14 protein-coding genes and 1 tRNA gene are annotated in these 12,073 nt (G+C 51.5%); 11 read left to right on the top strand and 4 right to left on the bottom strand.

Features of this window, described 5'->3' with window-relative positions; genetic code table 11:
* Positions 1 to 30: 30 nt before the first annotated feature.
* A tRNA-Arg gene (locus SAR116_RS07770) sits at positions 31 to 107 on the bottom strand.
* A gap of 288 nt (positions 108 to 395) precedes the next feature.
* On the opposite strand from SAR116_RS07770, the gene gpt reads away from it, so the two are divergent.
* A complete protein-coding gene (gene gpt, locus SAR116_RS07765; RefSeq protein WP_013046375.1) occupies positions 396 to 878 on the top strand; it encodes a xanthine phosphoribosyltransferase in 483 nt (160 codons plus the stop codon).
* A gap of 155 nt (positions 879 to 1,033) precedes the next feature.
* Here gpt and SAR116_RS07760 read toward each other — a convergent pair whose 3' ends face one another.
* A complete protein-coding gene (locus SAR116_RS07760; protein WP_148212275.1) occupies positions 1,034 to 2,269 on the bottom strand; it encodes a sensor histidine kinase in 1,236 nt (411 codons plus the stop codon).
* 357 nt (positions 2,270 to 2,626) lie between these two features.
* Between SAR116_RS07760 and rpmH the strand changes: the two genes are divergently transcribed.
* The 10 genes from rpmH to SAR116_RS07710 all read left to right on the top strand — a co-directional run bounded on the left by rpmH (position 2,627) and on the right by SAR116_RS07710 (position 10,379).
* The gene (gene rpmH, locus SAR116_RS07755) at positions 2,627 to 2,761 is read left to right on the top strand and encodes a 50S ribosomal protein L34 (RefSeq protein WP_041860849.1); all 135 of its coding nucleotides are present in this window, start codon (positions 2,627 to 2,629) and stop codon (positions 2,759 to 2,761) included.
* Between the two features lie 21 nt (positions 2,762 to 2,782).
* Complete coding sequence (gene rnpA, locus SAR116_RS07750; RefSeq protein WP_013046373.1) at positions 2,783 to 3,136, top strand: ribonuclease P protein component; 354 nt, start codon at positions 2,783 to 2,785, stop codon at positions 3,134 to 3,136.
* A gap of 9 nt (positions 3,137 to 3,145) precedes the next feature.
* On the top strand, positions 3,146 to 3,469 hold the full coding sequence (gene yidD / locus SAR116_RS07745) for a membrane protein insertion efficiency factor YidD (protein WP_238531132.1): 324 nt from the start codon (positions 3,146 to 3,148) through the stop codon (positions 3,467 to 3,469).
* A gap of 4 nt (positions 3,470 to 3,473) precedes the next feature.
* The gene (yidC, locus tag SAR116_RS07740; RefSeq protein ID WP_013046372.1) at positions 3,474 to 5,252 is read left to right on the top strand and encodes a membrane protein insertase YidC; all 1,779 of its coding nucleotides are present in this window, start codon (positions 3,474 to 3,476) and stop codon (positions 5,250 to 5,252) included.
* The gene (gene yihA, locus SAR116_RS07735) at positions 5,219 to 5,878 is read left to right on the top strand and encodes a ribosome biogenesis GTP-binding protein YihA/YsxC (RefSeq protein WP_013046371.1); all 660 of its coding nucleotides are present in this window, start codon (positions 5,219 to 5,221) and stop codon (positions 5,876 to 5,878) included. Before yidC ends, yihA begins: the two co-directional genes overlap by 34 nt.
* A 186-nt stretch (positions 5,879 to 6,064) precedes the next feature.
* The gene (argB, locus tag SAR116_RS07730; RefSeq protein WP_013046370.1) at positions 6,065 to 6,970 is read left to right on the top strand and encodes an acetylglutamate kinase; all 906 of its coding nucleotides are present in this window, start codon (positions 6,065 to 6,067) and stop codon (positions 6,968 to 6,970) included.
* A gap of 9 nt (positions 6,971 to 6,979) precedes the next feature.
* The gene (locus SAR116_RS07725) at positions 6,980 to 7,672 is read left to right on the top strand and encodes a pyrimidine 5'-nucleotidase (protein ID WP_013046369.1); all 693 of its coding nucleotides are present in this window, start codon (positions 6,980 to 6,982) and stop codon (positions 7,670 to 7,672) included.
* 92 nt (positions 7,673 to 7,764) lie between these two features.
* Positions 7,765 to 8,625, top strand: coding sequence for a 2,3,4,5-tetrahydropyridine-2,6-dicarboxylate N-succinyltransferase (dapD, locus tag SAR116_RS07720; RefSeq protein ID WP_013046368.1), 861 nt, complete (start codon positions 7,765 to 7,767; stop codon positions 8,623 to 8,625).
* Positions 8,626 to 8,628: 3 nt separating this feature from the next.
* Complete coding sequence (gene dapE / locus SAR116_RS07715) at positions 8,629 to 9,807, top strand: succinyl-diaminopimelate desuccinylase (protein WP_013046367.1); 1,179 nt, start codon at positions 8,629 to 8,631, stop codon at positions 9,805 to 9,807.
* A gap of 2 nt (positions 9,808 to 9,809) precedes the next feature.
* The gene (locus SAR116_RS07710) at positions 9,810 to 10,379 is read left to right on the top strand and encodes a hypothetical protein (RefSeq protein ID WP_013046366.1); all 570 of its coding nucleotides are present in this window, start codon (positions 9,810 to 9,812) and stop codon (positions 10,377 to 10,379) included.
* On the opposite strand, the gene truA is transcribed toward SAR116_RS07710, so the two are convergent.
* Both truA and fmt read right to left on the bottom strand, forming a co-directional pair.
* On the bottom strand, positions 10,349 to 11,113 hold the full coding sequence (gene truA / locus SAR116_RS07705) for a tRNA pseudouridine(38-40) synthase TruA (protein ID WP_013046365.1): 765 nt from the start codon (positions 11,111 to 11,113) through the stop codon (positions 10,349 to 10,351). The two genes, SAR116_RS07710 and truA, sit on opposite strands and share 31 nt — an antisense overlap.
* On the bottom strand, positions 11,110 to 12,069 hold the full coding sequence (gene fmt, locus SAR116_RS07700) for a methionyl-tRNA formyltransferase (RefSeq protein WP_013046364.1): 960 nt from the start codon (positions 12,067 to 12,069) through the stop codon (positions 11,110 to 11,112). The genes truA and fmt overlap by 4 nt, the downstream gene beginning before the upstream one ends.
* Between the last annotated feature and the right edge of the window lie 4 nt (positions 12,070 to 12,073).

Here is a 12,073-nt window from a genome sequence, read left to right as displayed (position 1 = left end):
CTCGGTCCACGGACCTTGAAACTTGAGAAATGGCGCGCTCGGGAAGATTCGAACTCCCGACCCCTAGATTCGTAGTCTAGTGCTCTATCCAGCTGAGCTACGAGCGCTTACCTTGCCGTGCCGAACACCACAAAGGATGCCGCAACATAGGTTAAGGTAACGGCGCTGGCAAGCACTTATTGGCAGGTTTCGGGTTTGACTATATGCGATCGATCATCAGCATGGGCAATTTGTTCCCGATGGCAGGTCTTTCATAAGCTTTTGGTGTGATATCGCTTGCCAAACCCGTTGCATAGATTACATTCGGCAAAATTGTGCTTTCTTTCAAGCCGCATTGCATTCCATATGTATGCTGGCATATACAGACGACACGTAACAGATTAGACGAGGATGAAATGGCCGAAGCACAGGTAAAATCATTTCCCGTATCATGGGAAGAATTGCATCGTACATCCAAGGCACTGGCATGGCGATTGCTCGAATTAGGTCCGTTTGAAGGCATTGTTGCGGTGACCCGTGGCGGGCTGGTTCCAGCGGCGATTGTCGCCCGTGAACTTGAAATCCGGCTGATCGAAACCGCCTGTCTGTCATCCTATCATGGTCAGGAACAAGGCGGCCTGACGGTTCTGAAAGAGGCCACGCTGGCGGATAAAGGCAAAGGCTGGCTGATCGTTGATGATCTGGTCGATACAGGCGAGACCGCCAAGTCATTACGCGCGATGATGCCTGATGCGCATTTTGCAACCGTTTATGCCAAACCAGCTGGCCGGCCACTAGTCGATACATTCGTGACCGAAGTATCACAGGACACCTGGATTTTCTTTCCCTGGGATATGGAACCACAACCCTCAACGCCGATTATTGGCCTGCGTGGTTGATCCGCATTCATATCTGATGATAATAGCTGGGGGCTAGCTGGCGAGATTGAGTTTCGGCCACCAGCTTGACTGGTCACGTTCATCCGACATTTCAAAAATTTCTACCGGAAGCTGGATGCGAAATTCAGTGCCATTTTCATTTGACCGGCTGAGCTTTACATGCCCGCCTGCGCGGCAACAAGATCCTGTGTTATGGCCAGCCCAAGCCCGGTACCACCACGTCCATGGCTTTTGAAGGCCTGAAACAAGCCGTCCCATCGCTGTTTCGGGATGCCATGTCCATTGTCGGAAATATCGATGATACCCAGATGTCCGGCGCGCCATATGTCGATATGTAGCTTGGTTGCCCCGCCATTGGCGGAATTACGTGCCAGATTCAGAAAAATGCGCTGCATCATTTTACGATCGGCATGGATTTTAGCAGGCCCCGAATAGGTTATCTGCATTTTGGTTGCATCGGCCAGTTCATTGGCAATATCATGCATGGAAAACGTTGATAATTGCGGGTCAGGCACGGCGACAAGATAGTCCATCATCGACTGGCAAAGATCAACAGCCTGTTCAAGCGAGCGCACCACATGCGGTGCGGTACGACTCACCTGTTTATCCTGCGAATGCAGAAGCGCGTCTGCTACCAAAGTCGCCGAGCTTAGCACATTGCGGATATCGTGATTGATCTTGGCAACAGCTTCGCCAATATCAGCCAGCCGATCACGCTGACGCATTTCAGAAATCGTGTTGCGTTGCATGTCGTCAAGTGCCTTGGCTGCGGCGCGGAATTCTTTATTGATGTGCAGGGCTTTTGACGTTGGCCGGGCGGTTGTCGGGTCATTGGCAAAGGCGGTCAAAGTTGATGTCAGGGTATTGAGCGGCGCCACATAAAATCGCCGAAGCACAAAATACAATATTATTCCAAGCGTAGAAAGGAGCGTAACAACTGTGGCGAATATCATAGGCATATAGCCGCGTACAATATTGCGGATTGGAGTCTGGTCAATGATGAAAGTGACTTTTGTGTCGGAAGCCTGATAGGTCATCTGAAGGAGGTCGGGTTTGGCCAATAATACGGCCCTAACCGAATTTAGTGATATTTGTGGTGATAAGGGCGCGGTGACATCATAGATTTCGACAGCACGATCAATAGGTTTGAAATTATGCGCTATGATGGTGTTGCCGTCTTTTACATCTATCTGATAAAGCGTGCCTGCCAGAACGCTGGGCATGTTCGCCAGATCAGCCTGCACGCGGCGTGCTTCTGTATATTCGATGACAAGCTTATAAAGCGTTTTATTTACTTCGCCCAATCGAATACTGGTGCTAGGCAGTGCTAGGGTGAGAAAAGCAAGGGAAGCAATCACAAGAATGGACAGCATAATTTTTTTTGCAGACATGGTATTTTCTGCAAAAAACTCGGGGGTTATGGCTTTTTTTGCCGCTTTAAACAATCACTGCTCCCTATCGTCGAAGGGTCAGAACATTATCGAAATAATGATAGAGGGCTTAATATTTCTGACCTAAGACTTAATTAATGGTCTGCAAATTAGAATTATCAAACGCTAAAATAAGGTAATTAACGAAAAGTTAATGCAATAAGTGCCATTTCTGCATGCATATTGTGGAAACACGAGGTCAGATGAGGCGGCTTTGGTTATGGGCAAGGCCGTCAAATTTCGTTGACAGGGCAGGCTTTGCCGCCTATACCCCATTCAGTTTCATTCAGTTCAAACATAAACAGAAGGAGCGTTGTTATGAAACGCACCTATCAACCTAGTGTTCTTGTCCGTAAGCGCCGTCATGGCTTTCGTGCCCGTATGGCAACTGTAGGCGGTCGCCGCGTTTTGCGCGCTCGTCGTGCCAAGGGTCGTGCACGCTTGTCTGCCTAGGCTTATTGTCAGGGGCATCAATTGTCTGACAAACACATTATTACGTCGCGGCCGGGCTTTATCCGGGCGCGGAATCATGGCGAAAAAGCGATTTCAAAAGGCGTGATTATCCAGGCGGTGCGCCGCGATGGCGCTGACTGGCGCTATGGTCTGACCGCCACCAAAAAAATCGGTAATGCAGTCACCCGTAACCGTGTAAAGCGGCGTCTGCGGGTGATCGCAAAACAGGTTCTGGCACCCATCGCCATGTCCGGCGTTGATTATGTGCTGATCGGGCGGGCAACAACTGCCACATCTTCATTTGATGAGCTAGTGACCGAAGTCAAAAAATCGCTAAGATATCTGCATCGCAAGCTTGGCGAGGCTGAAAAGTAGGGGTGACGGGTGCAACAGTATAACAGAGATACAGATGCAGATGTGGCCACGGCAGAACCGCCACATATGGCAGTGCGCTTGATGATCCGGCTGATTCTTATACCGGTAAATCTGTATCAGTTGCTGATTTCACCTCTACTTGGCTCAAATTGCCGCCATTTACCCACCTGTTCTGATTATATAAAAGACGCGTTGCACGCACATGGGCTCTTGCGTGGATCGTACTATGCGGTAAAACGTATCCTGCGATGTCATCCGGGGGTTGCGCCTTCGTTTGATCCTGTGCCGCCTGTGTCCCAGACAATGCGACCAACCAAGAATGTAAAAGGCTGATTTTATGAAACCCGATAATCGTAACCTGATTCTGGCCATTGCGCTTTCCATGGTTGTGCTTTTTGGCTGGCAGATGTTTGTCATCAAACCACAGCTTGAACAAGAAGCCGCCCAGCAGGAACTTCTGGCCGCACAGGCACAAGCCGAGGCCGCGCTTCAGGCGTCACAACAAGCCGATAGTGACACCCCGTCAGTAGCGCAATCAAGCGGTTCGAATGTAGCTGTCAATAACGGGGCTGTTTCAGGTGGTATCAGTGATGCCAAGCCGCAAGACACCGCCCCCCGCATTCTGATTGATGCGCCATTGATTACTGGATCAATTTCGGTGATGGGCGCGCGAATCGACGATGTTGTGCTGACAGATTATAAAGAAACGCAGGATCCAGAATCCAAAAATATCACTTTCCTGCATAAGGCTAGTTCATCACAGCCCTTTTTTGTTGAGTTTGGCTGGTCATCTTCGGATGCTAATCAACCGATGCCGCGGGCTGATACATTATGGCAGACCAATAAAGATGTTCTGTCGCCAGGTGCGCCGGTTACCCTGCGCTGGGATAATGGCCAGGGTCTGACCTTTATCAGGCAAATTTCGATCAATGACGATTATCTGATTTCTTATGATGATTCGGTGCAAAGCACGCTAGATGCAGCGATCACATTATTTCCTTATGGGTTGGTGCGTCGCCATGGGACGCCGCCAACAAGCGGTATCTATATTCTGCATGAAGGCCCACTGGGTGTATTTGATGAAACCCTGCAAGAAGAAGATTACAGCGATTTGCGCGACGCCGAACAAGGCAAGATTGCGGTCACCCCATCTAAAGCTGGTGGCTGGATCGGCCTGACCGATAAATACTGGTTGGCAGCTTTGTTGCCTGACCAAAATACACGCTATGATTTCTCATTCCAGTCTCTGGCCGGATCAGGCGAGCGTTATCAGGTTGATTATATTGACTCCAAGGGTCTTGTGCTGGCCCCAAATACCAGCGTTTCAGCCAAAGGCCGTGTTTTTGCCGGTGCCAAGATCGTGAAGCTGCTTGACCAATATCGCGAAGATCTTGGCATTCCCAATTTTGATCTGGCGATTGATTTTGGCTGGTTCTATTTCCTGACCAAGCCGTTTTTCTATGCGATTAACTGGCTGAATGAATTGTTGGGCAATTTCGGACTGGCGACGATTGCCTTTACCGTCGTGGTCAAAGTGGTGTTCTTCCCGCTTGCCAATAAATCCTATCAGTCGATGGGCAAGATGCGTTTATTGGCGCCTAAAATTCAGCAGCTTCGTGAACGCTTTGGCGAAGACAAGATGGCGCTGAACAAGGAAATGATGGCGCTGTATAAAGCGGAAAAAGTGAATCCCGCGGCAGGTTGTCTGCCTGTGTTGTTGCAGATACCGGTATTCTTTGCGTTATATAAAGTGTTGTTTGTGACAATCGAAATGCGGCATGCGCCGTTCTTTGGCTGGATCACCGATTTGTCGGCACCCGATCCAACATCGATTTTCAATGTTTTCGGCCTGTTGCCGTTTTCGGTCGATTTCCTGCCACCATTCCTGCAGCTTGGTGCCTGGCCAATCATGATGGGTGTTTCAATGTTCCTGCAAATGCGTTTGAATCCGGCACCGCCTGACCCGATCCAAGCCAAAGTGTTTCAGCTCATGCCGATTTTCTTTACCTTTCTGCTGGCGACATTCCCGGCAGGTCTGGTGATTTACTGGACATGGAATAACCTTCTATCAATGGGTCAACAATGGTACATCATGCGCCGCGTGGCCAAGAGCTAGACGCCGAACAACGTGAAGCTGGCCGCCTGCTTTTTGCCGGCCAGTGCGATTTTACGGCGGCGGCCAATAATATGCCGGCCTTGCCGCCAATGGGTCTGCCCGAAATATGCTTTGCCGGCCGGTCAAATGTCGGCAAATCATCATTGGTGAATGCGCTGACCGGACGTCGCATGTTAGCGCGCACATCGCAAACGCCTGGCCGGACGCGGCAGTTGATTTTCTTTGATCTGGGGCAACGGCTGGGGCTGGTTGATCTGCCCGGATATGGCTATGCCTCGGCGCCTAAGACCGATATCGAAGCCTGGACCAAGCTGACGCGCAAATTTCTGGCTGGACGGCAGTCATTGCAACGTGTGTTTCTGTTGATTGACGCACGTCGCGGTGTTGGTAAGGGCGATAGCGAAATCATGAAATTGCTGGATGAGTCGGCGGTATCATGGGCGGCGGTTCTGACGAAAGCCGATAAATTAAAGCCCGAAGCGCTGGAAAAAGTCTGCCGCGCCACCGAAGCAACCGTTGCGACCCATGTTGCGGCCTATCCCGAATTGTTTGTGACATCATCACAAGCGGGCGATGGAATTGAGCATCTTCGTGGGCATATAGCCGGATTTGCCCTGCAAAAATAGTTTAAAAATAGTTTAAAAATAGCGTATAGGCGGTTTTTCGGCGCAATGAGGCGGCCTGAGGCCTTGCGCATTTCCCAAGATTGCCGATAATCGATCCCGGGCAATAAAGACATCTAAAGAAATAGGTTCCGATGGTACCTGCCACCGTGGCCCCGGACGGTTTCTATTAAGGTGAAAGGCGGTATCATGACGCAGACAAACCATAGCCAACAGCAGGATATGCTTGCCAAGACCGGCATGCTGATCGAAGCGTTGCCATATATGCGTCGTTATTCAGGCAAAACCATTGTCATAAAATTTGGTGGCCATGCGATGGGTGAAGCTGAGTCGGTGAACGCCTTTGCTGCGGATATTGCTTTGCTTGATCAGGTCGGCGCCTGTCCGGTTGTGGTTCATGGTGGCGGCCCACAGATTGGGCAGATGCTCAAAAAACTGGAAATCGAGTCGAATTTTATTGATGGCTTGCGGGTGACTGACGAAGCCACCATTTCGGTTGTCGAAATGGTGCTGGCAGGTGGCATAAACAAGGCCTTGGCGGCGGCGATTACGGCGGCTGGTGGAAAGGCAGTTGGCGTTTCGGGCAAGGATGGCAACCTGATTACGGCGCGCAAATTGATGGCGGTGCCAAAACAGTCAGATAGCGTAATAGAACATATAGATCTTGGTTTTGTAGGCGAGCCTGACCATATTGATACGCAGGTTCTGGACGCACTGAAAGCCCGCGATCTGATCCCCGTTGTCGCACCAATTGGCCTGGGTGCTGATGGGCAGACCTATAATATCAATGCCGATACGGCGGCAGGGGCGATTGCCGCGGCATTGGGTGCCACGCGCATGATCATGCTGACTGATGTTGCTGGTGTGCTTGATGGCAATGGTAAGCTGATCCCCGAATTGACGATTAGCCAAGCTGAAGCCTTGATTCATGATGGGACGGTCAATGGCGGCATGATCCCGAAGGTTGAAACCTGTATCGAAGCAATCAATGGCGGCGCTGAAGCGGCGGTGATTACCGATGGCCGGGCACAGCATGCCTTGCTTGTCGAACTATTTACCGAACATGGTAATGGAACGTTAATTTTACCTGATTAGGAAGCAATCATGCAAATAAGTGAAAAATCCCCCGTGCATTTTCCAGTGTCGGATATCAATGACTGGATATTTGATCTGGATAATACGATCTATCCCGCGCGTTCGAACCTGTTCGTGCGGGTCGCGGTCAGGATCACTGAATTTGTTGCCAGCCATTTCGAGGTTGAAACAGACGAAGCCAAAGTTATCCAGAAAGATTTGTTTCATCGCTATGGCACGACGATGCGCGGGCTGATGGTTGAAGAAAATATGACGCCAGATGCGTTTTTGCATTATGTGCATGATATCGATGTCAGCGATTTGCCCTATGAAGCCGAGCTTGACCAGATGATCGGGGCTTTGCCTGGCCGCAAGCATATTTTTACCAATGGCACCGTGCCACATGCCGAAAATATCCTGAATGCCTATGGTATCCGGCATCATTTTGACGAAATTTTTGACATTGTCGGGGCTGACTATGTGCCAAAGCCGGAAATGGCTGCTTTTGACCAGTTCATTACCAAGACCAAGATTGACCCGAATGGGGCGGTCATGCTTGAAGATATGGCGCGGAATCTGGAACCGGCAGCGGCGCTGGGGATGCGCACAGTCTGGTTGGCAAGTGACCATGATTTTGCCATCAAGGGGTCGGATCAAGACTTTGTGCATTTTATCGCCGATGATCTGAAAAGCTTTTTATCGAGCCTGTCGATGACAGCTTAACGGAAAGCTTTTTGATACTGGTGTTCATCATCACTATCACTACCTATATTACATAAACAAACGAAGGTCGTTTACGACGCGAGGAGAACAGAATGGATACAGCGCAACTTGAGCAGGAAATTGACGCAGCGTGGGATGCACGGGACAGTGTAAATGCTGATACGAAAGGCGCTGTCCGTGACGCCGTTACCGATGTTCTCGAAATGCTGGATAATGGCACGGTGCGCGTTGCCGAACCGATGGGCGATCATCAGTGGCAGGTGAATCAATGGCTGAAAAAGGCTGTTTTGCTGTCTTTCCGCCTGAATGATATGACCGTGATCAAGGGCGGCGTTGTGCATCCGCAGGCTGGCGAAGCGACATTCTGGGACAAAGTGCCGCCAAAGTTCAGTGGCTGGGATGAAAAGCGTTTTCGTGACGCCGGTTTTCGCGCGGTACCAGGATGTGTCGTGCGGCATTCTGCCTATGTGGCACCTGGCGTTGTGATTATGCCTGGCTTTATCAATCTTGGCGCCTATGTCGATAGCGGCACAATGGTTGATACCTGGGCAACGGTTGGCTCATGTGCGCAAATTGGCAAGAATGTGCATCTTTCCGGTGGTGCCGGTATCGGCGGCGTGCTTGAGCCATTACAGGCGGGCCCTGTGGTGATCGAAGATGACTGTTTCATCGGTGCGCGTTCGGAAGTTGTCGAAGGTGTGGTTGTTGAAAAAGGCGCGGTTCTGTCGATGGGCGTGTTTATCGGTGCCTCGACAAAAATTATCAATCGCCATACAGGCGAAGTGCATATGGGCCGTGTGCCCGCCTATTCGGTTGTGGTGCCGGGAAGTCTGCCAGGCAAGCCCTTGCCAGATGGGAGCCCGGGCCCGTCTTTGTCATGTGCGGTGATTATCAAGCAAGTTGACGAAAAAACACGATCAAAGACATCAGTAAACGACCTGCTTCGAGACTAGCATATGGATGATGTTTCATATTCGGTTGACCTGACCCAACGTCTGATCCGCTGTCCGTCGGTAACACCGGCAGATGCGGGCGCGCTTGATGTGCTGGTGACTGAGCTGACAGCATTGGGATTTGAATGTACGCGGCTGGCCTTTGGTGATGGCGATGCGCGGATCGATAATCTGTTTGCATGGTTGGGCAACAAAGCGGCATCGGGGACAGAGACAAAACATTTCTGTTTCGCCGGTCATACCGATGTCGTGCCAGTTGGTGATGCCGATGCGTGGCAGTTTGATCCGTTTTCGGGGACGCTTGACCAAGGCAATATCTATGGGCGTGGGGCGTCGGACATGAAAGGTGGCATTGCGGCGTTTGTTGGCGCCGTAGCCCGTTTGCTGGCACGCGATAGCTTTGATCCAGCCAAAGGCCATGCCATTAGCCTGATGATTACCGGTGATGAAGAAGGTGATGCCGTCAATGGTACGGTTAAGATGGTCGAATGGGTTCAGGAACACGGGTTTGTTCCCGATTTTTGCGTTGTTGGTGAGCCGACTAATCCGGATGCCGTCGGGGATGTGATCAAGAATGGTCGCCGGGGTAGCTTGTCATGTCAGCTAACCGTCGAAGGGGCGCAAGGTCATGTTGCCTATCCGCATCTGGCGGATAATCCATTTGCACGATTACTCGATATGCTGGCACCGGTGAATAGCTGTGAGCTGGATGGCGGTAATGCGTTTTTTGATCCCTCAACAGCGAATATAACGTCGATTGACACGAATAATCCGGCTGGCAATGTGATACCGGCGCGGGCGCAAGCGCGTTTCAATATCCGTTTTAACACTGAACATACAGCAGATAGTTTAATTGGCTGGCTGGAAGAACATTTTACGCGTGTTGGCGGGATATGGCATGCTGACTGGCGGGCGTCGGCGCATCCGTTTTTGACCGAACCAGGCATGCTGACCGATATCATGATCGCGGCAATCAGCAAAGTAACAGGACGTGACCCGCAGCTATCCACCAGTGGCGGAACGTCGGATGCGCGGTTTATTACAACACTATGCCCTGTGGCCGAATTCGGGCTGGTTGGGCGGACTATGCATAAAGTTGACGAGCATACGGCAATCGCAGATATAGATGTTTTATCGGCCATATATGAAAATATGCTGGCCAGTTATTTTGAGGCAGCATAGACATGCAGCAAGAAAATTTAAGTTTGGCACCCCGGGTTTTGCTTTTCTATGTCGGGCATAGCCTGCGGGTCATGACCGGCAAAGCATCAATGTCTGATGTTTATCAGACCGATGCCAAGGGTCTGTGGCATGCCATATGGGCATCGATGATCTTCACCGCGTTGGTGACGATCTATCCGACTTTGAAAAATGCCCCATCCATTTTCGTGACAACGATGATTGTGCAGCTTGTTGGGCTGGTTCTGCTGGCTCTGATTTTTCTGTTTGCTCTGAAACAGCTAGGTCTGGTCGAGCGTAGCTTTGCCTTTTTACTTCCGTTTTTCTGGATTGAAAATGTGCAACAGCTTCTGGTTGGATTGACTCAGCTTGCCACGGTTTCGAGTGGTAATCACGCCTATCTGGTACTGGTATTGCCGATAGCTGTTTGGACATGCTACTGGCTCTGGCGGGTTGGCAAGGATCAGCTTGGCAAAGGCGGCTGGATCGCCGCCGGTATGGTTGGCTTGTCTTTTGCGACGGATGTGACGTTGTTATGGGCAGTTCAAACGCGCTTGCCAATCCCATCCGGATAAAATACATCGGTCAGATATAACCCATGTGGAGGCGCGGTAGGTCCGGCAGCGCTTCGGTCAGCCGCTGCCAGCGCGGCTTTGACATCGTCAGGCTGCCATTTTCCAGTGCCGACCAACGCCAGCGTGCCAGCAATATTGCGAACCTGATGATGCAGGAACGATCTGGCTTCGACATGCAGATGTATTTCTGCACTCACCTGTTCAACCTGAAGAATATCAAGCGTACGAATGGACGATTCAGCCTGACATTGGGCGGCGCGAAAGCTGTTGAAATCATGCCGCCCGATCAGCATATCGGCACCAGCCTGCATGGCATCGGCATCAAGTGGCTGTTTGTGATGCCAGACCCGGCCAGCATCAAGTGCGGGGGGCTGGCGGCGGGGCAGGATACGATATAGATAACGCCGACCGATTGCGGAAAAGCGCGCATGCGCATCATCGGGCACCTCATAGGCGTCAAGCACGCTGATGGCTGTGTGTGACAGATGCGCATTCAGCGCTTCCATAACACGATTGGGAGCAAATTTTTCCGGCACATCGAGATGCGCCACCTGGCCCAGCGCATGGACGCCTGAATCGGTGCGGCCTGCCCCCTGAACGTTGATTTTTTCGCCGGTAAAAGCAAAGGCGGCCTCTTCAAGTTCCTGTTGAACAGTGATGCCATTATCCTGACGTTGCCAGCCAACAAAGGGCGCGCCATCATATTCAATGGTTATGAAGATGCGACGTGTCATGTGGGGTGGCTACCTGACAGCATGTCGCCGATGGCCAGCTTAACGCCATTGAGAAAGTTGCGTGATGGCATAGGTTTTTTGCCAGCAGGCTGAACAAGGGTAACGCAGAGGATGCCATCACCTGTCATCATCAGCATATTGCCTTTATCATCCTGTCCGGCAAATGAACCGGGTTGGCCAGCGGTATCATGCGGCAGAGGCGCAGGCTGCGCCTCAAGAATGCGAATGCGGCCTTTGGGCCCGTTACACCATGCCCCCGGATAGGGCGCATAGGCACGGATATGACAGGCTAGTTCGGCGGCGCTTGTCTGCCAGTCAATATGGGCATCAGCGCCGGAAATCTTGGCCGCATAGGTCACACCGTCGCTGGCTTGCGGCGTGCGGTGCAACAGCGCGTCATCAAGCGATGCCACTGTATCATTGAGAAGCGTTGCGTTCAGGCTGGCCAGCGCATCATGCAGATCGCCTGCATTCATGTCGTCTGTGATGGCTATGGCGCGGGTGGCCAGAACCGGACCTGTATCAAGCCCAGCTTCCATCAACATTATACTAATGCCGGTTTCACTGTCGCCAGCTTCGATGGCGCGCTGGATTGGGGCGGCACCACGCCAGCGTGGCAATAAGGAGGCATGCCCGTTCAGACAGCCATAGCGCGGAATATCAAGAACGGCTTGCGGCAAAAGCAAGCCATAGGCAACGACGATGAACAGATCGGCATCATAGGCGGCAAGCTCGTCTTGCACATCTTTATCATTCAGCGTGGTTGGCCAAGATACCGGCAAGCCCATATCAAGCGCATGGCGGGCAAGCGGCACCGGCTGTTCCTGCATACCGCGACCGGATCGGCGTGGCGGCTGTGTATAGACCGCGCATATTTCATGATTTTGTGCCAGCAGATCAAGGGCGGGGATGGCGAAATCCGGACTTCCCATATAGACAATGCGCAATTTACCCATTGGA

Origin of the sequence: Candidatus Puniceispirillum marinum IMCC1322 (genome assembly GCF_000024465.1) — a bacterium.
Lineage (GTDB): Bacteria > Pseudomonadota > Alphaproteobacteria > Puniceispirillales > Puniceispirillaceae > Puniceispirillum > Puniceispirillum marinum.
Note: the sequence above shows the minus strand (reverse complement) of the source record. Positions and strands in the feature narration are given on the sequence as shown.